The following is a 21,490-nucleotide window of genomic DNA, read 5'->3' as shown; positions in this document are numbered from 1 at the left end:
TCATGGAAAAGACCTGGAACAACAAGGCCTGGTTTCTCGTCCTCCCGGTATTGCTGCTCGTCGCGTTTTCGGCGGCCATTCCGCTGATGACGGTCGTGAACTATTCCGTTCAGGACACCTTCGGCAACAACGAGTTCTTTTGGGCCGGCACCGACTGGTTCGACGACATCCTGCATTCCGACCGCTTCTGGGAGGCCCTGCAGCGAAACCTGCTATTCTCCTTCATCATCCTGGCGCTTGAAATCCCGCTTGGCATCTTCATCGCGCTCAACATGCCCAAAAAAGGCATTGGCGTTCCCGTCTGCCTCGTGCTGATGGCGCTTCCCCTCCTCATCCCGTGGAATGTGGTCGGCACGATCTGGCAGGTCTTCGGCCGTGTCGATATCGGCCTGCTCGGCCACAGCCTGGAAGCGATGGGGCTCGACTACAACTATGTCCGCGACCCTATCGATGCGTGGATCACGATCATCATCATGGATGTCTGGCATTGGACGAGCCTTGTCGTGCTGTTGTGCTATGCCGGTCTCGTTTCGATCCCGGAGGCGTACTATCAAGCTGCGAAGATAGACGGCGCTTCGCGTTGGTCCGTCTTCCGCTATATCCAGTTGCCGAAAATGAAGCGCGTGCTGCTGATTGCGGTGCTCCTGCGTTTCATGGACAGCTTCATGATCTATACAGAACCCTTCGTTGTCACCGGCGGCGGACCGGGCAATTCCACGACATTCCTTTCCATCGATCTCGTGAAGATGGCGGTCGGCCAGTTCGACCTCGGTCCTGCAGCCGCCATGTCGATCGTCTACTTCCTGATCATCCTGCTGCTCTCGTGGATATTCTACACGGTCATGACCAGCAGCGACGCGAATTCATGAGGAGAGGGTCATGGAAACCACGATGAAATACAAACCCGCCGGCAACTTCTCCTGGGTCGTCTCGACGATCTATATCGTCTTTCTGCTGCTGCCGATCTATTGGCTGATCAATATGAGCTTCAAGGAGAATGCCGAGATCACCGGCGCCTTCTCGCTCTGGCCGCAGAATGCGACACTCAGGAACTACAGGGTGATCTTCACCGATCCCTCCTGGTATAATGGCTATATCAATTCCATCATCTACGTCGTGATGAACACGGTGATCTCGGTGCTTGCGGCGCTGCCGGCGGCCTACGCCTTCTCGCGCTACCGGTTTCTCGGCGACAAACACCTGTTCTTCTGGCTGCTGACGAACAGGATGGCACCGCCGGCCGTCTTCGCACTTCCTTTCTTCCAGCTCTATTCGGCGTTCGGCCTCATCGACACGCATGTTGCCGTTGCTCTGGCGCATTGCCTTTTCAACGTGCCGTTGGCCGTGTGGATTCTGGAAGGCTTCATGTCGGGTGTGCCGAAGGAAATCGACGAGACTGCGTATATCGACGGCTATTCGTTCCCGCGCTTCTTCGTGAAGATCTTCATGCCGTTGATCGCAAGCGGCATCGGCGTCGCAGCCTTCTTCTGCTTCATGTTTTCGTGGGTCGAACTGCTGCTTGCCCGTACGCTGACGACCACGGCTGCAAAGCCGATCTCGGCGATCATGACGCGCACCGTTTCGGCGGCCGGCATGGATTGGGGTGTACTGGCTGCTGCCGGCGTCCTGACGATCGTGCCGGGCGCCCTCGTCATTTATTTCGTCAGGAACTACATCGCCAAGGGCTTTGCTCTTGGACGCGTTTGAGGGAGATCGATATGAACTTTTCCTGGATGGCGTGGACGCTGCCCACGGCACTGTTCTTCCTGACGATCCTCGTGCTGCTGATCGGCATGAGCGTGTGGGAATATTTCGCGCCGGGGGGCTCGCCGCGGGTCGGCGCGCTGCGTTTCGAAACGACGCGCGGGGATCGGCTTTTCATTTCGCTGCTCGGTGCAGCATTCATTCATCTCGCATGGCTGGGCCTTGTCGGGCCCAACCTGTGGTGGGCACTTGCCCTCGCTGTAGTCTACGCCATCGGCGTGTTCCGCTATGTGTGACGGCAGGGTAATACAGATGGCCGGGGGACTGGCCGCCTGAAACGTGAAGACTGCAATCGCAAACCCTGGGAGGATATTATGCGACGGCATTTACTAGCGACAACAGCAGGCATCTTACTGGCCATGGCGGGTTCCGCCTATGCCGGCATGGATGAGGCGAAAGCGTTTCTGGACAAGGAAGTCGGCGATCTCTCGACGATTTCCCGTGCGGACCAGGAAAAGGAAATGCAGTGGTTCGTCGATGCGGCAAAGCCTTTCGCCGGCATGGACATCAAGGTTGTCTCCGAAACGATCACCACGCACGAATATGAATCGAAGGTTCTGGCACCAGCCTTTACCGCGATCACCGGCATCAAGATCGCCCACGATCTGATCGGCGAAGGCGACGTCGTTGAAAAACTGCAGACGCAGATGCAGTCAGGCGAAAACATCTACGACGCCTACATCAACGACTCGGACCTCATCGGTACGCACTGGCGCTATCAGCAGGCACGCAGTCTGACCGACTTCATGGCAAACGAGGGGAAGGACGTCACCAATCCCAACCTCGACATCGACGACTTCATCGGCAAGTCCTTCACGACGGCGCCGGACGGCAAGCTCTATCAGCTGCCCGACCAGCAGTTCGCGAACCTCTACTGGTTCCGCTACGACTGGTTCAACGACGAGAAGAACAAGGCAGACTTCAAGGCGAAGTACGGCTACGATCTCGGCGTGCCGGTCAACTGGTCGGCCTATGAGGACATCGCTGAATTCTTCACCGGACGTGAGGTCGGCGGTAAGAAGGTCTATGGCCACATGGACTACGGCAAGAAGGATCCGTCGCTCGGCTGGCGCTTTACCGACGCCTGGCTCTCCATGGCCGGCAACGGCGACAAAGGCATTCCGAATGGCAAGCCGGTTGACGAATGGGGCATCAAGGTCGACGAGAACTCGCGTCCAGTCGGCTCTTGCGTCGCACGCGGCGGCGACACCAACGGTCCTGCAGCCGTCTATTCGATCCAGAAGTATCTGGATTGGATGAAGGCCTACGCCCCGGCGGCAGCCCAGGGCATGACCTTCTCCGAATCTGGCCCGGTTCCGTCGCAGGGTGAGATCGCCCAGCAGATGTTTACCTACACGGCCTTCACCGCCGACTTCGTGAAGCAGGGCCTGCCGGTCGTGAACGAGGACGGCACGCCGAAGTGGCGCTTCGCCCCGTCGCCGCACGGCGTCTACTGGAAGGACGGCATGAAGCTCGGGTACCAGGATGCCGGCTCCTGGACGCTGATGAAGTCGACCCCGGACGATCGTGCCAAGGCTGCCTGGCTCTATGCTCAGTTCGTCACGTCGAAGACGGTCGACGTGAAGAAGAGCCACGTCGGGCTGACGTTCATTCGCGAGTCCACCATTCGTGACAAGAGCTTCACCGAACGCGCTCCGAAGCTCGGCGGTCTGGTCGAGTTCTACCGCTCGCCGGCCCGCGTGCAGTGGTCGCCGACCGGTACGAACGTTCCGGACTATCCGAAGCTGGCACAGCTTTGGTGGCAGGCGATCGGCGATGCGTCGTCGGGAGCAAAGACCGCGCAGGAAGCCATGGATTCGCTTTGCGCCGAGCAGGAAAAGGTCCTGCAGCGCCTGGAACGCGCAGGCGTTCAGGGCGACATCGGACCGAAGCTCGCTGAGGAGCAAGATCTCGAATACTGGAACAAGGATGCCGTCGCAAAGGGCAACCTCGCTCCGCAATTGAAGGTCGAGAACGAGAAAGAGAAGCCGGTAACGGTCAATTACGACGAACTGGTCAAGAGCTGGCAGTCGAACTGATCGCCATCGAGGCGGGTCGGAAGTAACGAGGCTTCCGGCCCGCTCTGCATGGCCGCCGCGACCCATATGCTTCCGATATGCGCGGCGTCATTGCAGCTTGCAAGCGGATCTCTATCAAAGCACGCCAATCGCATTTTTGACCGCCGCAACGCCTTGCGTGAGCGGCCTATACTCCAGTCCAACGCTTCCTGCGTATCCTCTCTCAAACAGCCAGTCGAGGCGGTGCGCCAGATCGATGCGGCCGGAGCCGGGTTCGTTGCGACCGGGATGGTCTGCGAGGTGTACATGAAACACGCGCGAAATCCGGTCACCGATCACGTCCTCCGTTCGCTCATCCATTACCGCCGAATGGTAGAGATCGTAGACGATTCCGATTTCGGGGCGATCGATCTCGTCAGCGATGTCGAGGCCTTCGCGGGTGGATTCCAGAAAATAACCGATATGGTCGATGCGGGTGTTCAGTGGCTCGACGCCGAGGCGCACGCCCGTGCCCTTCAGGACATCGGCGCCGGCGCGCAGCGCAGCCGTCAGAGCAAGGCGCTGCTCCTGCCGCGAGCGGCCGGGGAGATCGTCACCTGCCTGTGCAATGAGGATAGGAGCGGCGAGCCTCTGGGCGACCTTTACCGAAGCGGCCAGTCCTTCCAGCCACATTTGCTTGTTAGTGGCATCTGTCAACGGAATCATCGGCTCTGTCACGATGCTGGATACGGCCAGGCCGGTCTGCCCGAGGGCAGCGGAAATCGCGCCGAGATCCTTGTCCGTCCAACGCCAGAATTCGATTGCCGGCAACCCTGCCTTGCTGGCGCGGTAGATGCGGTCTTCGAAACGGTCACCGGGTTCGGCGAACAGCCATTCGATGCAGGCTGAGTATTGGCGCATGATGGTTCCTCCCGGGTGCCTTAGCAACGCGTCAAATGCCTGCAGGCGGCAAATGCGGATTTCACGACTTTCATCGGTCGAGCAGATTGCGGCGGCATCACGACAAACAACCGGTCCTTTTTCTCCATCCGGGAACAAGCCGCGCATTTTGGGCGTTTCCTGTGCATAATATTCAAGGGCGCTGGACAACGAATGACCGATTTTCGAGCCGTTTCCGATAGCCGTAAGACCACAAAAGCAATTGATTATATCACCACGGTCGCGCGCCGCCGCCGCAACGCTCTTTCGGTCATTCCGGGCGGCATTATCCGCAACGGACGAAACGTCTGGCGAACTGGGAAAGCGGATAAGGCGGCTTTTCTGGTTGACGGTGCTGCCTATTTCGCCGCGCTTGATGAGGTTCTGCGACAGGCAAGACATTCGATCTGGATCATCGGCTGGGATTTCGATCCCGATATCCGGCTGAGGCCACATCAAAGCTCGGAAACGCTCGGCGAACTTCTGCTGGCGCTGGCAGATGAAAATCCATGGCTGCAGATCCGGATATTGATCTGGGGCATGGGGCCGGTCTACTCCGGCAAATCCTTGAAGCTTTTCAAGGAAAACGGCTTCTCCACACATCCGCAGATCAGCCTGCGTTTCGATCTGCGCCATCCTCTGCGTGGCTGCCACCATCAGAAACTGGTTTCCATCGACGACAGCATCGGTTTCCTCGGCGGTGTAGATTTGACCGCCCGGCGCTGGGATGAGCCGGATCATCGGGCCGACAATCCGCTTCGAAGGGCTCCGGACGGTGTGCCATACGATCCTGTGCACGATATGCAGTCGATGGTCTCAGGCAGCGCTGCGCGGCTGATCGGCGACGTGTGTCGGCGGCGGTGGAAGCAGGCGACCGGCAAGCCGGTCGAAATAGCTCCGCAGGGCGGCGTGGCATGGCCGCATACGCTCCCGCCGGAAATGGAGAATGTGACGGCGGCCATTGCACTGACCGAGCCAGGATGGATCGGCAAACGCGGGCGGTTTGAAGCCTTTCGGCTGACGCGCGATGCCATAAACGCGGCAAGGAAATACATCTATATCGAGACCCAATATCTTGCCTCCTTCGGCGTGGCGCGGGTCATCGCGAAACGCCTCAAGGAGGCCGATGGCCCGGAGATTGCTGTTCTGGTTACGAAGAGTTCGCACGGACTGATCGAAAGGCTGGCAATGGGCCACAACCGCGACCGGCTGATCCGCAGGCTGAAGCGCATCGATCGCTATGACCGGCTGCGCGTGATGTACCCGGTGATCCCGGACGGGAAGGGCGGCGAGCAGGAGGTTGTCATCCATTCGAAGCTTATCATCGTCGACGACCGTTTTATTCGCATCGGCTCTTCGAATCTCAACAATCGTTCGGAGGGGCTCGATACGGAGTGCGACCTGGCGATCGAGGCGGAAAGTGCTGCTCACCGGCGGGCGATAACGTCGTTTCGCCACCGGCTGATTGCCGAGCATCTCGATGCGACGAGCGAAGCTGTCAAAGGCATGGAGACGGCGAAGCGGTCCTTGCTCAACGCCATAGAGGCGCTGAACATCCGCAAGCGCGGCCTTCGCCACTTTGCGATCGATATTGCACGAGGCGAGACATCGCCGATGATCGGAACTGCTTTCGTGGACCCCCGGCGACCTTACCGGCCGCTACAGAAGCTGCGTCTGCGCATGAGCCGACTGTTGAGAGCGATCTTCTGACGGCAGCTGCCTTGGCTTCGGAATGACGACTTCGCTGATTGCGAAGACCGGCAGCCCGATCAGCAGCGGGATCAGAAAATAGATCACCCTGAAGGCCACCAGTGCCCCTATCGAGGCGGCGCCGGGCAGGACATAGCTGACCGTGGCCTCGATGACGCCCAGACCGCCAGGCACGTGGGTAGCGAGGACAGCGATATTGGCGAGCACGTATGCCGTGGCCGTTTGCACGTAGCTCGCCTGGCCTTGGACGGCTAGCATCTGATGCAGGCAGGCCGCGACGAAGATGAAGTTCACCGTGCCGATGACGACCTGGCCCAATGCAAGCTTCAGGCGGGGCATTTCGAAAGACCATTTCCAAAGATGCAGCGGCGCGCGGACGATGGCGGACAGAATGACATAGACTACGGGCAGACTGAGACAGGCGCAGCCGAGGGCAAACAGACTGGCCGGGCCGAGTTTCAAGAGATTTGCGGCATCCTGCGGATTGATGAGCAGGGCGATGCCCGCAAGGGCCGAAAGGCCGATGCTCACGGTCACGCCGCAAAACAGAATGACCTTTGCAACCTCTTCGGCATCCAAGCCCCAGCGTGAATAGAAGCGGTAGCGCACAGCGCCGCTGCTCAGCGCAGCAAAGCCAAGATTATGGCCGATCGAGAGGCTGGTGAACGAGGCAATGGCGGCCCTCGGATAGCTCAGCGGCTTGCCGGCGTAGCGCAGCGCCAGCCAGTCGAAGCCGGTCAGGCAGAGGTAGGAGGCGGCCGCAAAGCCGAGGCCGCTGAGAATGCGGGCTCCCGGTATCGTGCCAATCGATTCCATGACGTCGCTCAAGGTGTAACGGCTGAAGACCCTGTAGAGAAGAAAGGCCGCAAGCATCATGCCGAGACCGAGCGCCAGATTGATAATCACGCGTTTGATGGACATAAATGCCCCGTTTCGTTGGAGTTCCGCAGATGGAACGAAACGGGCTGAAAGCTAGTTCCCCCGGGATGAGCACATTCTCTCCCGTTCCGCCGCAATCAACCGGCAGCGAACTGAAAATCCTGACCTACAATGTGCATAGCTGCATCGGCACCGACCGGCGGATCGAACCGGCGCGTATCGCCGATGTGATCGCGCAAACCGGTGCGGACATCATTGCGCTGCAGGAACTGGATGTCGGCCGCAAGCGTACGGGCGGCATCGACCAGGCACATGCGATCGCTTCGCTCCTGAAGATGCAGGCCCACTTTCATCCGGCGCTGCATGTCGAGGAGGAGCAGTACGGCGATGCCATCCTGACAGCCATGCCGACCCGGTTGATGAAAGCCGGGCCGTTACCCTCCGTAGGCGAGATGCGGGGGGCGATATGGGTGCAGATCGAAATGGCGGGAATTCATCTGAACTTGCTGAACACGCATCTTGGCCTGCGCGGCATCGATCGGGTTCGGCAGGTGACGACGCTGCTCGGCAGGGAATGGATTGGAAGCCAGAAATTCCAGGCGGCTCCCGCGATCATCTGCGGCGATCTCAATGCTGTCCCGTCATCGCCGGCTTACAAACTGCTGGCGCGGCATTTCCGCGATACGCAGTTGCTTGCCGCGCGGCGTCCCCGCCCGACCTATCCCTCCCGGCTGCCGATCCTGCGGATCGACCATATTTTCGTATCGGACGGGATTGGCGTGACATCTGCGACGGTCACCGCAACACCGCTCGTGCGCCGGGCCTCCGATCACCTGCCGCTGCTGGCTACCATATTGCCGGGTGCGGCAATCACGCGAAAGGAAATCTCGTTCTAAGCGGTCACTGGAAGCGGCTGCCGAAGTTAAATATTTTCAATAATTTATACAGTAAAGGCTGATTTTTCTCACGAGTCGAGAAAGACTTGACGCCGCTCGTTTTATAACGCTTTAAATTATCAACCGTGACTGGGAGAGTTGCGGGGCATGTTTGCCGCTTCGACTGCGGGAGACATCGGCGGACGAGGAGGGTCTCGCCGCTTTACTTGCGAACGGGAGGAATATCATGCGCAAGTTTTTGGGCTCGGCAGCCGTTGCTGCCGTGATGATGGCAGGTACTGCGGCCTACGCGGCCGACGTGAAGGAAGTCCAGATGCTGCACTGGTGGACGTCCGGCGGTGAAGCTGCGGCGCTCAACGTGTTGAAGGAAGACCTCTCCAAGGAAGGCTTTGCTTGGAAGGACGTGCCGGTGGCCGGCGGTGGCGGCGATGCTGCCATGACCGCGCTCAAGGCCATGGTTGCTGCCGGTACCTATCCGACCGCCTCGCAGATGCTCGGTTATACGGTGCTTGACTACGCGCAAGCAGGTGTCATGGGCGATCTCACCGAGACCGCGACGAAGGAAGGGTGGGACAAGTCTGTGCCCGCGGCTCTTCAGAAATTCTCCGTCTATGACGGCAAATGGGTTGCTGCTCCGGTCAACGTACACTCGGTCAACTGGCTTTGGATCAACAAGGCCGTCATGGAAAAGATCGGCGGCACGGAGCCCAAGACCTTCGACGACCTGATCGCACTGCTCGAAAAAGCCAAGGCTGCAGGCGTCATTCCGCTGGCGCTTGGTGGTCAGAACTGGCAGGAAGCGACGATGTTCGATTCGATCGTGCTCTCCACTGGCGGGCCGGAATTCTACAAGAAGGCCTTCAACGACCTCGACGAAGAGTCGTTGAAATCAGACACGATGAAGAAGTCCTTCGACAACCTTGCCAAGATCAAGGAATATGTCGACCCGAACTTCTCCGGCCGTGACTGGAACCTGGCGACCGCCATGGTAATCAAGGGCGATGCACTTGTTCAGGTCATGGGCGATTGGGCCAAGGGCGAATTCGTGGCGGCGAAGAAGACGCCGGATACCGATTTCCTTTGCTACCGCTTCCCGGGCACGGACGGCAGCGTGATTTACAACTCCGACATGTTCGGCATGTTCAATGTGCCGGATGACCGCAAGGCCGCGCAGGTCGCGCTTGCCACGGCCACGCTCTCCAAGAGCTTCCAGTCGGCCTTCAACGTCGTCAAGGGCTCGGTGCCTGCGCGCACCGACGTCCCCGATACCGACTTCGATGCTTGCGGCAAGAAGGGTATTGCCGACCTCAAGGCTGCCAATGAAGGGGGCACGCTGTTCGGCTCGCTGGCCCAGGGCTATGGCGCTCCTCCAGCGGTCGCCAATGCTTACAAGGACGTCGTGTCCAAGTTCGTTCATGGACAGATCAAGACCTCTGATCAGGCCGTGGAAGAGCTCGTCAAGGCAATCGACGACGCCAAGTAACTTGCCATCGATCAAATAGGATCCTTCCCCGCGCAGGCGGGGGAGGCGTTTTGCCACAGATGCGGCCCTGGGAGGGGACGATTTCATGAACACTGTCGCGACCCCCGAGATCAACCTGACGTCGGAACGCAAAATAGGCAATTCCATCCGCTCCCGCCTGCAGGATGTCCTGCCGAAGATCGTGCTGGCGCCGAGTTTCGCCGTCACTGTGATCTTTGTTTATGGTTTCATCGTCTGGACCGCCTATCTGTCCTTCACCAATTCGAAGACTTTCCCATCCTATGTGCTGACGGGACCGCGCGCCTATCAAAGGCTATGGCGCTGGACGTTTGAGACCGATCCGCCGTCGAGCTGGTACACCTCGATTACCAACATGGGAATTTTCGGCTTTCTCTATGTCGGAATCTGTCTGGCGCTCGGCCTGTTCCTGGCAATCCTGCTTGACCAGAAGATCCGCGGCGAGGGGTTGCTGCGGCCAATCTACCTCTATCCGATGGCACTTTCCTTCATTGTCACGGGCGTTGCCTGGAAGTGGTTTCTTGATCCGGGCCTCGGCCTTGAGCAGACACTGCATCAGTGGGGCTGGACGAGCTTCCATTTCGATTGGATCAAGAACAAGGATTTCGTCATCTACACCGTGGTGATCGCCGGCGTCTGGCAGGCTTCCGGTTTCGTCATGGCGATGTTTCTCGCGGGTCTGCGTGGCATCGACGGCGAGATCATGAAAGCCGCCCAGATCGACGGGGCAACGACCTTTCAGCTCTACAGGCGCATCGTCATCCCGATGCTGCGGCCGGTCTTCCTGTCGGCTTTCATCGTGCTCGCCCATATGGCGATCAAGTCCTATGACCTGGTCGTCGCGTTGACGAGCGGCGGTCCCGGTGGCTCGGCCTGGCTGCCTTCCAATTTCATGTATGAATACACCTTCAAGCGAAACGAAATGGCCGTCGGTTCGGCGAGCGCAATCATCATGCTGATGACGATCTCGGCGATCATCGTGCCCTATCTCTACTCCGAACTTCGGGAGAAGGCGCGATGAGTACCGTTGCCTCTTCAGCAACTGCCATATCGCAAGGCGGCAATGGCCGCCGGTGGATCACTCGCACCGTCATCTACGGCCTGCTGGTGATCTTCGCGATCCTTTATCTGATGCCCCTCTTCGTGATGCTGGTCACCTCGTTCAAGACCATGGACGAGATCCAGAACGGCAACATGCTAGCGTTGCCTCAGTCTCCAACCTTCGAGCCTTGGTTGCGGGCCTGGGGCGAGACCTGCGTCGGCCTGACCTGCGCCGGCATCAAGGGCTATTTCTGGAACTCGATCAAGATGGTCGTTCCTGCCGTTGCGATCTCCACCATCATGGGCGCGCTCAACGGCTATGTGCTGACCAAATGGCGCTTTCCCGGCGACAAGCTTGTGTTCGGGCTGATGCTGTTTGCCTGCTTCATTCCGTTCCAGTCGGTGCTGCTGCCGATGGCGACGATCCTTGGTGCACTCGGTCGCTTCGGTGCCACGCTCCAGAACGCCACGGGCATGAGCTTCGGGTTCGGCAATCCGACCGTCAATCTGGTCTTCGTGCATGTCGTTTACGGCTTGGGCTTCACGACGCTGTTCTTCCGCAATTTCTACGAGGCCTTTCCGACTGAACTGGTGAGGGCAGCGCAAGTTGACGGCGCCAGCTTCTTCCAGATTTTCCGTCGCATCATGCTGCCAAATTCGCTGCCGATCATCGTCGTCACTGTGATCTACCAATTCACCAATATCTGGAACGACTTCCTGTTCGCTTCCGCCTATGCCGGCACCGGTGAATCCATGCCGATGACGGTGGCGCTCAACAATGTCGTGAATACCTCGACCGGTGTGGTCGAATACAATGTCAACATGGCCGCTGCGATGATCGCCGCCGTGCCCACGCTCATCGTCTATGTCCTCGCCGGCCGCTATTTCGTGCGCGGTCTGATGGCGGGCGCCGTCAAAGGGTAATCCATGGCTTTCCTTGAAATATCCGGTCTTAAAAAGCGCTTCGGCGCCGTCGACATCCTCAAGGGGATCGATCTGGAGCTTGAAAAAGGCGGCTTCCTCGTGCTGGTCGGTCCATCCGGCTGCGGCAAGTCCACTTTGCTCAACACCATTGCCGGCTTGGAGTCGATTACGTCGGGCGATATCCGCATCGATGGCCGCACCATCAACGGTCTTCATCCCTCCAAGCGCGACATTGCCATGGTGTTCCAGTCCTACGCGCTCTATCCGAACATGACGGTGGCGGGAAACATTTCCTTCGGCATGGAGATTCGCGGCGTTCCGAAGGACGCGCGTGCAAAGGCGATCAAGGAAGTGGCCGACATGCTGCAGATTGGCCATCTGCTCGACCGCAAGCCAAGCCAGCTTTCGGGCGGTCAGCGCCAGCGCGTCGCGATGGGCCGCGCGCTGGTGCGCAATCCGCAGGTCTTCCTCTTCGACGAGCCGCTGTCGAACCTCGATGCGAAGCTTCGCGTCGATATGCGCACCGAGATCAAGCGCCTGCATCAGCGTATGAAAACGACGATCGTCTATGTCACGCACGACCAGATCGAGGCTATGACGCTGGCAACCAAGATCGCCGTACTGAAGGATGGCGTGCTGCAGCAGTTCGGCACACCCGCCGAAATCTACAATATCCCGTCCAACATCTTCGTTGCCGACTTCATGGGATCGCCGGCGATGAATCTCCTCAACGCGACGCTGGAAAACAGCGCCGGCGGCCTTCAGGTTTCACTCGACCGGCCGAACGCCGAAGCCTTAAAGCTGCCGGTTCCGGCCGCAAGCAACAGCCTGGCCTCCTATGCCGGTAAGAAGGTGATCTTCGGCATTCGCCCGGAGGCGCTGACCGATCCGGACGGCGCCGACCGCAAGGCAAAGTCGCTGGCGGAAGGCGACTGTGCGATCGAGGTGGTCGAGCCCGCAGGGTCGGACACTTTCGCCGTGACGAAGCTCGGCGGCAAGTCGGTCATTGCGCGGCTGCGCGCCGATGCCGGTATTCAGCCTGGTCAGAGCACGCGCCTTGCCTTCAATCTCGACAAGGCGGTGTTCTTCGATCCGGAGAGCCAGCTCCGGATCGCATAGCGTCTGTCAGACGGCCGTTACATGCACGGTGACAGGTGCAAAGCGGGACGACACTGCCTCGACCGTAATGTTGCCGGTCAGTCCAGTTGCTTCCAGCCAGAAACCAGCCGTGCCGCCCTGCAGCGGAATAGTGGACGGGCCGACGATCTTGGCCGGACCATCGACGCGCAGTGTCACGCTATCATGCAGAAACGGAAGTCGCTGGCCATATTGGTCAAGCGCGCGAATGATGACGCGCGTCGTGTCGCGCTCGCGGGCTTTCAGCGATCCGCTGTCGGCCACCACGTCGAGCGTCGTCGGCAGCGGATCGGCAGCAAGTCGCAATCTGGCTACGGGCTGGCTGTCGATATAACCCGTAAACTCGCCGTCGAGCCACTCAAAACCCCACGTGCCAAGCTCATCGGCCGTGAAATGCCGATGGTCCAGAACGACGGGCGGGTGGGGTAGGTGGGGGAAATTTTCACGATCCGGACCGATGCGCTTGGTGATCGAGCCGTATTTCAGTTCGACCTCATCGCAGTTCGTAAGAATGATCAGAGGCAGAACGCCGCCGATGTTGCGCTCCCCGCGCGCCCAGAAGGTCACCGGTTTCATGACGATCTCGTCAGACGGATCGCACTGGCTGGAATAGGCATAGGCGGCGAATTTCGGCTCGCGGAACATGTCGAGCACACCGTGATAGCAGATGCGGTCCCCGGAGCCGAAATCCTTATGGGTGTTGTAGTCGAACATGCACCAGCCGATCGCGCCGGCGATTTCCGGATCGCCGTAGGCGCCGTTCAGCACCTCAAGGTGACGACGCACATGCTCTGCCTGGCGCGCTTCCTGATCGTAGATCTTGGTCGGATGCATGTGGCCATTGAACTCGGTGATGAGGTACGGCACCTTTCGATCAAGACCGGTGTTTTCCTGCTGGCTGCGAAGCGCCGTGCGTGGGCGATTGGCGCCGGGCAGTTCCTCGTTGCCGAGGATGAAATCGTTCATCGTGTAGACGTCTTCGAGCAACTCGCTTTCGGTGATGTAGCGCACGCCACCGGTCTTGCGGGTCGGGTCGAGCTCGCGCGCGAGCCGGTTGGTCTCGGCGTAGAAGTCGTGGCTATCCTGCGATTCGTTGATGCGCACGCCCCAGATGACGATCGACGGGTGGTTCCAGTCGCGTTCGATCATGCGGCGGACGTTGCGGATCGACTCCTGCTGCCATTCCACGTCGCCGATATGCTGCCAGCCGGGGATCTCCTCGAAAACCAGCAAGCCGATGCGGTCGCACTGGTCCAGGAACCATTTCGACTGCGGATAGTGCGAGGTGCGGACGATATTGCATTTCAGCACCGATTTCATGATATCGGCATCACGCTCCTGCGCCGAGCGCCCGGCCGCGTAGCCGACATAAGGAAATGCCTGGTGGCGGTTCAGGCCGCGCAGTTTCAGCGGCTTGCCATTGAGCAGAAAACCATCCGGCCTGAACTCGGCGGTGCGGAAGCCGAAATGCGACGACAGCCGATCCGAGCCGTGGCTGGTTTTCAGGTCGACGGTGATCTCATAGCGCGCGGGGCTGGAAATGTCCCAAAGCGAAATGTCTGTGAGGCCTTCGAAGGAAAGCGTCACGTCTTCGCCCGTCGTATCGCCGCTCGCGGTCGCGATGACTGTGCCGGATGTGTCCTTCAGCGAAGCCGTAACGGTGCCAAGAAACGCGGCATTTTGCGGGTTGGCGAGATCGCAGCGGACGCGAACGGTTTTGACGTCGGAGAGTACATTTGCGGTTTCGATCTTGATGTTGCGGATCGAAACCGCGCCGGTGACTTTAAGCCAGGCATCGCGATAGATGCCGGCATAAGTGAGGTAATCGATACGGCCGCCGAACGGCGGGATTGCGGGATTCTCGCTGCCGTCAATCTTCACGGTGATCAGGTTGTCACCCTTAACAAGCTTACCGGTGAGGCGGGCCTCGAAGGGCGTGTAGCCGTCCTTATGAGCAATGATCTCTTCGCCGTTCAGATAGACGACGCTATCGGCCATGGCGCCATCGAAGACGATCGATACTTCGCGGCCTTCGAATTCCGGCAGCCAGCGCAAGATTTTCTGATAAGTAAAGGCGCGCTGATAGAGCTTCTCGTCGAAATAGTTGAAGGGCAGCTCGACGGCGGTGTGCGGCAGGCTGACGCTCGTCGTGCCGTCGAAAGCGTCGAGAAGCTGCTGGCCGAAGCCTTCGTGGAAACTCCAGGATTCATTGAACGAGACGACGGACCGCATCCCGGACTCCTCTTTAAAGCATGTCTGATTGGCGCGGCCGGCAAAGCCGCTTACGGATATTGTGCGCCATTCGTCGTCGTGTAGATCGAATAGAGCGACTGTGTTGCGGTGATAAACAGGCGGTTTTTCTTCTGGCCGCCGAAGGTGAGGTTGGAGACGGTCTGCGGCACCTTGATCTTGCCGAGCAAGGTACCGTCCGGGGCAAAGCAATGCACGCCATCAGCCGCGCTGCTCCAGAGATTTCCGCTGATGTCGAAGCGGAAGCCATCCGGTATGCCGTTGTCGATTGAGCAGAAATAACGGCTATTGGCGAGCTTCTTGCCGTCGATGACGTCGAAGGCGCGGATATGGCGCGGCACGTCATGATCGGCAGAGCCGGAATCGGCAATGTAGAGCTGCTTTTCGTCGGAAGTGAATGCAAGGCCGTTCGGCTGGATGAAGTCGGTAACCATCGCTTCGACAACGCCGCTCTGCGCGTCGATGCGGTAGACGTTGCGCGTCTCCTGCTCCGGCTCCGACTTGTGGCCCTCGTAGTCCGATTTGATCCCGTAGCTCGGGTCCGTGAACCAGATCGAGCCGTCGGACGCGACGACGACGTCGTTTGGCGAGTTGAGACGCTTGCCCTGATAGCTGTCGGCCAGCACCGTGATCTTGCCGTCGGGCTCCGTACGCGTGACGCGACGGCCGCCGTGTTCGCAGGAGATCAGGCGCCCCTGACGATCACGGGTGTTGCCGTTGACGTAGTTCGATGGCGAGCGGAAAACCGAGACGCCGCCATCCGGCACCCAGCGCAGCATGCGCTCGTTCGGGATATCGCTCCAGATCAGGCAATTGAGATCAGAGAACCAGACAGGGCCTTCCGCCCAGCGGCAGCCGGTATAAAGTTCCTCCAGCCTGGCGCTTCCTGCAATCAGGCTGCGGAAGCGCTCGTCACGGATTTCATAGAGGATATCTTGCGACACTGATTGGCTCCTCCCCAAAGCGATATGCGTTCTTCGTAAACATAAACGGCGATGCGTGCCAGAGCCCCGTAGGGCAAATGCACCGGGCTCTGGCGATTCTTCAAAGGGCTGCCGTCGGATGCGGTGATCCGTCATATGCGCCCCATATCGACTGGTCGAAGCAGATGACCGAGCCAGTCATCAGGCCGGATTCGGCAGACGAGAGATAGGCGCAGGCGCGGGCAACTTCTTCCGGATTGACGAGGCGGCCGAAGGGCTGGCTTGCCGCGGCCTTCGCCAGCCAGTCGTCGGACGCGTCGTGATATTCTCTCTGGATGCGGTCCTCGCCCTCAGACGCCATCCAGCCGATATTGAGACCGTTGACGCGGATACGGTTTCGAAGCAGCGCATAGGCCGTGTTCTTCGTCAATGTTTCCAGCGCACCCTTCGATGCGCAATAGGCGGCGATAAAGGGCTGGCCGGCCTTGGCAGACATCGAGCCGATATTGACGATCGTGCCCTCGATTTTCTCGCGACGCATGACCTTGACGGTTTCCTGCATCAGAAAGAATGGCGCGCGGACATTGACGGCGAACATGGCGTCGAAGAGTTCCGGGCTTGTATCGAGGATCGTTCCGCGATCGGTAATCGCCGCTGCATTCACCAGCGCATCGACGCGGCCGAAGGTCTGGTCGCAGACATGGACGACATTGCGCGCGTCCTCGACCTTGCCGAGATCGGCTTTGACATAGACGACCTTGGAGCCGGTTCTCGAGGAGACCTCCTCCGCTTTCGTCTTGCCCTTCTGTTCATTGCGGCCGCAGATAACGATGCCTTTTGCGCCGCGTTCCGCAAAGAGCCGGGCGATCGTCGCGCCGAGCCCCTGCGTGCCGCCGGTGACGATCGCGATCCTGCCGTCGAGACGGCCATGGTCTGTGGTCATATGGTTCCTCCCTTGATGTGTGGCGATGATATGCGAATGGCCCCCCGCTGCGCGAGCGCCTCGTTTGCTGTCAGTGCGGACGCTCGCCCCTCATCGCCTGCCGGCACCTTCTCCTCGGTGGGCAGAAGAAACGTGTGGCGGCGATGGTTTGCCCGGAAGATCGGATGAAGGGTCGGCTTGCTCCAGCCTAACCTCCCTAGCTCAACTTCCTCTCCGCCTGTTCGGCCAGCGCCGTCACCAATGCCTCGTCGCTCCAGCCTTGCCTCAACGCCTCATGCATGAGCTGCGATTGCGTTTTCGGGGCAAGGCCGCCGAGGGGCGGGTCGCGGTCAAGATTGGTGGGGAAGGAGTATCCCTCGGCGCAAGCGGCGACGGCATTCGCGATCTCTGCGTCGGAGAGCCTGCCCTTCAGCGCCTTTAGAGCCGGGAACAACTTCGCGCTCATCCGTTCACGGTTTACCGTTTCCATCGCGCGGCCGAAGGCGGACGACACCTGCAGAAGATTTGCGACACGCCTGATATTTGCCGAGCGGTTGGTGCCGGCGGCATGGAAAAGGGCGGGATTGAAGAAGACCACATCGCCCTTTTCGAGCGGCAGCTGGACGTGGTTTTCCTCGAAATAGTCCTTGAACTCCTGCCGTTTCAACGCGAGGTAGCCGGGTACATAGGTCTGGCTGTGCGGCAGGAAGAGCGTCGGCCCGCTTTCGAGCGGCATGTCGCAATGCGCGACCGCGCCCTGCAACGTCAGCACTGGAGAAAGCCGGTGCACATGCGCCGGGAACTGCTCGATTACTTTCGAAGCCTGGAAACCGAGGTGATAGTCGCGGTGGGCGGATTGCGCTGCACCGCCCGGGTTTACGCGGTTGACCTGGGCCGTCATCTGGTAGCACGGTCCGAGCCAGGCTTCGCTGGCGATGGCGACAATGGCATTGCCGTAATATTTAGCGAAATTTGCCGGATCAGCGAGGCAATGCTTTTCCAGCGAATTCCAGATGCGGTCATTGGCGCCGGGCTTGGCGAAATGGTCACCGCCGCCGGTCGAGGTGCGATGCTGCCCCTCGATAAGGTCATCGAAGATCCTGCTGGCGCGATCAATAACGCTCGTGTCCTCATAGGCGTGCTTGAAGACGACCACGCCTGGACCTTCGCCGAAAGCTTCGCATATCTCGGCGAGAACGGCGCGGCGGCCATGCGGATCGGCGACCGCGGCGGTAACCTTGCGGCTCTCGTAGATCAGCACGTTCTTGTCGATCCTGTCGGCCGTCGGATAGTCGGCGAGCAACGTGGTCTTCTCGGCGAGTGCACGAAAATCGCCGAGATCGCAGGCATCCTCGGTCAGCCAGACGCGATCGGCACGGAGTTTCTGTAGGTTATCGGTTTTCATCAGGCGGCTCCTCCATCTCTGATGATGGCACTATACGCCGAGGATGAGCGTGTTATAGATCAGAAATCCATCAAAAAACCATCAGTATGGGCATGGCGCATATATTCCTCGTCAAGGATATTGCCTTTCAAGCGGGGTTGAGCACCGCAACGGTCGATCGCGTCTTGAATGGACGAGGCGGCGTACGGCGCCAGACCGAGATGCGTGTCAGGGCTGCCATCGTTGAACTCGAGAAGCAGCAGACCGGCGCCGAGACGGCGGGACGAAAGTTCGCGATCGATATCGTCATGGAGACGCCGGACCGTTTCAGCACTGCTGTGCGGGCGGCGTTCGAGGCCGAGGTTGCGACATTCCTGCCGACGGTTTTCCGCTGCCGCTTCCATTTTGCCGAGGTGATGAAGCCGGCCGAGCTGGTCCTGCTTCTCGACCGCATTCGGCTTCGCGGAACGCATGGGATCGTGCTGAAGGCGCCCGATGTCCCCGAGATCGTCGCGGCCGTAGCGCGCGCGGACGAAGCGGGCATTCCCGTTGTCACATTGGTGACGGACCTGCCGAATTCGCTGCGCGCCGCTTACGCGGGCGCGGACAACCGGGCAGCAGGAGAGACGGCTGCCTATCTGATTGGCGAGCGCTTTTCCGGCGCCCCCGGCCAGGTGCTGGTGACGTTGTCGAGCGGCCGCTTTCGTGGCGAAGAAGAGCGGGAGATCGGCTTTCGCCGCCTCATCCGGGACCGCTATCCGCAGATCGGCATTACAGAAATCAGCGAGGGACGCGGAACCGATGCGGCGACCGGTACGCAGACGGCACACGCCATCGCAGACGATCCGGCGATCAATGCCGTCTATTCGATCGGCGGCGGTAACAAGGCGGTTCTGGCGGCCTTCGAGGCGATGCAGCGGCGGATCCTGATCTTCGTCGCGCATGATCTCGATGCCGATAACCGGGCTCTGCTTGCTGCGCATAAGATCGGCTTCGTGCTGCATCACGACTTGCGCATGGACGCCCGCTCTGCCTTCCGGACCATCATCGGCCGCCAGCTTTCGGGCCATCCCGCGGCGCCTTCGCTGTCGACCGTCGAAATCGTGACACCTTACAATATGCCCGTACCCGGCTGAGTTTGTCTTTCCCTTGCCGACGAAATCGGGGTACAGGTTTCAACAGTGAGGATCGGCGACATGGAATATAGCGACGTCGGAACGGTGGCCGCATGGCTGACGGAACAGGGACTGAAGGGTGCCTCCGAAGTCGAGCTGCTGACCGGCTTTTGCATTTCCTGCCGCGAATTCGGCCTGCCGCTCGATCGCGGCATGGCGCTTATGGATACACTGCACCCGGTGCATGAGGGCCGTGCCTTCCGGTGGGACAGCCAGGAGGATATAGAGACCGAATTCGAATACGGTCCGACCGGCGAAGGCAGTGCGCGGGATAACTGGCAGCGTTCGGCCTTCTACTATCTCTGGTCCGGCAAAGAGAGCGAGGTGCGCCGCCGCATCGGCTTCGGCGACCCGACGGATTTCGTCATGCTCGACGAGATGGCCGAAGCGGGCCACACCGATTTCGTCGCCATGGTACATCGCTTCGCCAAAGCTGGTACGATCGGCGAGATGGATTGCTTTTTCTCGCATTTTACGACCCGGCATCCGCAAGGCTTTTGCGACCACGACCTTGCCATCCTGCGCAAGCTGGTGCCGGTCCTGGCGCTGGCAATCAAGTGCATCGCGCTCGGCCGCATCGCGCGCACGATCGCTGAGGTCTATCTAGGCGAGGATGCAGCGAAGCAGGTGCTGGAGGGCAAGATCACGCGCGGCAAGTCCGAGCGGATTTCGGCGGCACTCTGGTTTTCGGATCTTCTGAATTACACCAAGATATCGGACAGCGCGCCACCGGAAGAAATTCTGCCGCTGCTCAACGCATATAGCGAAGTGGTGATCTCCGCGATCCATGAGGCAGGTGGCGACGTGTTGAAGCTTATCGGCGACGGTGTGCTTGCGATTTTCAAGGATGAGGAGCAATCGGAAGCGTGCCGCGCGGCATTGCGGGCCGAAGGTCTGTTGCGCAAGAGGCTTTCGACGCTCAATCAAGAGCGCGCCGCCGATGGCAGGCCGACGACCGACGTTTATCTCGGTCTGCATATCGGTGATGTCTTCTACGGCAATATCGGCAGCCAGGAACGGCTGGACTTCACCGTCATTGGTCCGGCGGTCAACGAGGTCAGCCGCATCGCGTCGATATGCCGGTCGGTCGATCTCAACGTACTGATGTCATCGGATTTTGCAGCTGCTATTCCTGAGGCTCAGCGCAGCGGCCTCGCCTGCATCGGCCGTTATGCGCTGCGCGGCGTCAAGCGGCCGCAGGAGCTTTACACGCTGGAAACTGCGCGGCTCGGCGGCTGACCCTAGCGCAGCAGGCCTTGGCCGCCATCGATCCAGATCGGTGTACCGGTAATGTGACGTGAGCGCTCTGTCGCAAGAAAGAGGATGGCTTCGGCGACATCCGCGCTATGCCCTGCCTCGCCGCCGCTGATCGGAATTTCGCCTTCCGGCCAGACGACGGGGATTTCCGTCTCCTCGCGGTGGCGGCTCCTGGTATTATCACTGATATTGGTGTCGATGGCGCCCGGGCAGACGGCATTGACGCGGATTCCGTGCTTGCCGAGTTCCAGTGCCAGTTGCTGCACCATCGCCACCTGGCCGGCCTTCGTGACGGTATAGGCGGTCGCGCCAGGGGTCGTGAAAGTCCGCGTGCCGTTAATCGAGGAGACGACGATGATGGAGCCGCCGTTCGATTTCATATGCGGGACGGTGAGATGGAGGGTGAGGTAGGTACCGCGCAGGTTGACGGCCATGGTCTTGTCCCACTCCTCCGGCTTCAGATCGTCGATCGGCGCCCAGACGCCATTGATGCCGGCATTGGCAACGACGATGTCGATGCCTCCGAACTTGCCGAGAAGCGTTGCAATTGCGTCGCGCATCAGGCCTTCGTCGCTGGTGTCGGCCGTCAGCGAGATCGCCTCCCCGCCTGCGGAGCGGATTTCGTCGCGGGTTTGTTTCGCCTCGCGGCCGGTGCGGCTCAAAACGGCAACCCTGGCGCCTTCTGCGGCGAGCTTCAGAGCGGTCGCCTTTCCGATGCCGGAACCCGCGCCGGTGACCAGTGCAGTTCTTCCCTGAAGTTCCATTTTCCCAATCCCTCGTTCGGTTTTGCG

19 protein-coding genes are annotated in these 21,490 nt (G+C 59.9%); 12 read left to right on the top strand and 7 right to left on the bottom strand.

Features of this window, described 5'->3' with window-relative positions; all coding sequences use genetic code 11:
- Nucleotides 1–2: 2 nt before the first annotated feature.
- The 4 genes from A3C3_RS0118145 (at nucleotide 3) to A3C3_RS0118130 (ending at nucleotide 3,803) form a co-directional block, all read left to right on the top strand.
- Complete coding sequence (locus A3C3_RS0118145) at nucleotides 3–869, top strand: carbohydrate ABC transporter permease (RefSeq protein WP_022716001.1); 867 nt, start codon at nucleotides 3–5, stop codon at nucleotides 867–869.
- 10 nt (nucleotides 870–879) lie between these two features.
- Nucleotides 880–1,707, top strand: a complete 828-nt coding sequence (locus tag A3C3_RS0118140; RefSeq protein ID WP_022716000.1) for a carbohydrate ABC transporter permease — start codon at nucleotides 880–882, stop codon at nucleotides 1,705–1,707.
- Nucleotides 1,708–1,718: 11 nt separating this feature from the next.
- Nucleotides 1,719–2,000 carry a DUF2160 domain-containing protein gene (locus A3C3_RS0118135; protein WP_022715999.1) on the top strand — a complete coding sequence of 94 codons (282 nt, stop codon included), beginning with the start codon at nucleotides 1,719–1,721 and terminating at the stop codon, nucleotides 1,998–2,000.
- A gap of 78 nt (nucleotides 2,001–2,078) precedes the next feature.
- Complete coding sequence (locus A3C3_RS0118130) at nucleotides 2,079–3,803, top strand: ABC transporter substrate-binding protein (RefSeq protein WP_022715998.1); 1,725 nt, start codon at nucleotides 2,079–2,081, stop codon at nucleotides 3,801–3,803.
- Between the two features lie 114 nt (nucleotides 3,804–3,917).
- Here A3C3_RS0118130 and A3C3_RS0118125 read toward each other — a convergent pair whose 3' ends face one another.
- Nucleotides 3,918–4,682 (bottom strand): TIM barrel protein, encoded by a 765-nt coding sequence (locus A3C3_RS0118125; protein WP_028739758.1) that lies wholly within the window; start codon nucleotides 4,680–4,682, stop codon nucleotides 3,918–3,920.
- Nucleotides 4,683–4,874: 192 nt separating this feature from the next.
- Between A3C3_RS0118125 and A3C3_RS0118120 the strand changes: the two genes are divergently transcribed.
- Nucleotides 4,875–6,410, top strand: coding sequence for a phospholipase D-like domain-containing protein (locus A3C3_RS0118120; RefSeq protein WP_022715996.1), 1,536 nt, complete (start codon nucleotides 4,875–4,877; stop codon nucleotides 6,408–6,410).
- On the opposite strand, the gene A3C3_RS0118115 is transcribed toward A3C3_RS0118120, so the two are convergent.
- Nucleotides 6,360–7,331: a lysylphosphatidylglycerol synthase domain-containing protein gene (locus tag A3C3_RS0118115; protein WP_022715995.1), complete on the bottom strand. Its 972-nt coding sequence runs from the start codon at nucleotides 7,329–7,331 to the stop codon at nucleotides 6,360–6,362. The two genes, A3C3_RS0118120 and A3C3_RS0118115, sit on opposite strands and share 51 nt — an antisense overlap.
- A 65-nt stretch (nucleotides 7,332–7,396) precedes the next feature.
- Here A3C3_RS0118115 and A3C3_RS38660 point away from each other — a divergent pair, with 65 nt between their 5' ends.
- The 5 genes from A3C3_RS38660 (at nucleotide 7,397) to A3C3_RS0118090 (ending at nucleotide 12,770) form a co-directional block, all read left to right on the top strand.
- A complete protein-coding gene (locus A3C3_RS38660) occupies nucleotides 7,397–8,185 on the top strand; it encodes an endonuclease/exonuclease/phosphatase family protein (protein WP_022715994.1) in 789 nt (262 codons plus the stop codon).
- A 226-nt stretch (nucleotides 8,186–8,411) separates the two neighbouring features.
- Nucleotides 8,412–9,668, top strand: coding sequence for an ABC transporter substrate-binding protein (locus A3C3_RS0118105; RefSeq protein WP_022715993.1), 1,257 nt, complete (start codon nucleotides 8,412–8,414; stop codon nucleotides 9,666–9,668).
- An 85-nt stretch (nucleotides 9,669–9,753) separates the two neighbouring features.
- On the top strand, nucleotides 9,754–10,707 hold the full coding sequence (locus A3C3_RS0118100; protein ID WP_022715992.1) for a carbohydrate ABC transporter permease: 954 nt from the start codon (nucleotides 9,754–9,756) through the stop codon (nucleotides 10,705–10,707).
- Nucleotides 10,704–11,651 carry a carbohydrate ABC transporter permease gene (locus tag A3C3_RS0118095; protein WP_022715991.1) on the top strand — a complete coding sequence of 316 codons (948 nt, stop codon included), beginning with the start codon at nucleotides 10,704–10,706 and terminating at the stop codon, nucleotides 11,649–11,651. Before A3C3_RS0118100 ends, A3C3_RS0118095 begins: the two co-directional genes overlap by 4 nt.
- A 3-nt stretch (nucleotides 11,652–11,654) precedes the next feature.
- Nucleotides 11,655–12,770 carry an ABC transporter ATP-binding protein gene (locus A3C3_RS0118090; protein WP_022715990.1) on the top strand — a complete coding sequence of 372 codons (1,116 nt, stop codon included), beginning with the start codon at nucleotides 11,655–11,657 and terminating at the stop codon, nucleotides 12,768–12,770.
- Between the two features lie 6 nt (nucleotides 12,771–12,776).
- Here A3C3_RS0118090 and A3C3_RS0118085 read toward each other — a convergent pair whose 3' ends face one another.
- The 4 genes from A3C3_RS0118085 to A3C3_RS0118070 all read right to left on the bottom strand — a co-directional run bounded on the left by A3C3_RS0118085 (nucleotide 12,777) and on the right by A3C3_RS0118070 (nucleotide 18,288).
- Nucleotides 12,777–15,020, bottom strand: coding sequence for a glycoside hydrolase family 2 protein (locus A3C3_RS0118085; protein WP_022715989.1), 2,244 nt, complete (start codon nucleotides 15,018–15,020; stop codon nucleotides 12,777–12,779).
- 50 nt (nucleotides 15,021–15,070) lie between these two features.
- On the bottom strand, nucleotides 15,071–15,982 hold the full coding sequence (locus tag A3C3_RS0118080; protein WP_022715988.1) for an SMP-30/gluconolactonase/LRE family protein: 912 nt from the start codon (nucleotides 15,980–15,982) through the stop codon (nucleotides 15,071–15,073).
- Between the two features lie 100 nt (nucleotides 15,983–16,082).
- Nucleotides 16,083–16,904: an SDR family oxidoreductase gene (locus A3C3_RS0118075; RefSeq protein ID WP_022715987.1), complete on the bottom strand. Its 822-nt coding sequence runs from the start codon at nucleotides 16,902–16,904 to the stop codon at nucleotides 16,083–16,085.
- Between the two features lie 196 nt (nucleotides 16,905–17,100).
- Nucleotides 17,101–18,288, bottom strand: coding sequence for a phytanoyl-CoA dioxygenase family protein (locus A3C3_RS0118070; RefSeq protein WP_022715986.1), 1,188 nt, complete (start codon nucleotides 18,286–18,288; stop codon nucleotides 17,101–17,103).
- Nucleotides 18,289–18,380: 92 nt separating this feature from the next.
- On the opposite strand from A3C3_RS0118070, the gene A3C3_RS0118065 reads away from it, so the two are divergent.
- Together A3C3_RS0118065 and A3C3_RS0118060 are read left to right on the top strand one after the other, a co-directional pair.
- The gene (locus A3C3_RS0118065) at nucleotides 18,381–19,403 is read left to right on the top strand and encodes a LacI family DNA-binding transcriptional regulator (protein WP_028739757.1); all 1,023 of its coding nucleotides are present in this window, start codon (nucleotides 18,381–18,383) and stop codon (nucleotides 19,401–19,403) included.
- A 60-nt stretch (nucleotides 19,404–19,463) separates the two neighbouring features.
- Entirely contained in the window at nucleotides 19,464–20,681 is a 1,218-nt protein-coding gene (locus A3C3_RS0118060; protein WP_022715984.1) for an adenylate/guanylate cyclase domain-containing protein, read from the top strand.
- A 2-nt stretch (nucleotides 20,682–20,683) separates the two neighbouring features.
- Here the strand turns inward: A3C3_RS0118060 and A3C3_RS0118055 are convergent, their stop codons facing one another.
- Nucleotides 20,684–21,463, bottom strand: a complete 780-nt coding sequence (locus A3C3_RS0118055; RefSeq protein ID WP_022715983.1) for an SDR family oxidoreductase — start codon at nucleotides 21,461–21,463, stop codon at nucleotides 20,684–20,686.
- Nucleotides 21,464–21,490 lie beyond the last annotated feature (27 nt).

The organism is Rhizobium mongolense USDA 1844 (assembly GCF_000419765.1).
GTDB lineage: Bacteria > Pseudomonadota > Alphaproteobacteria > Rhizobiales > Rhizobiaceae > Rhizobium > Rhizobium mongolense.
Note: the sequence above shows the minus strand (reverse complement) of the source record. Positions and strands in the feature narration are given on the sequence as shown.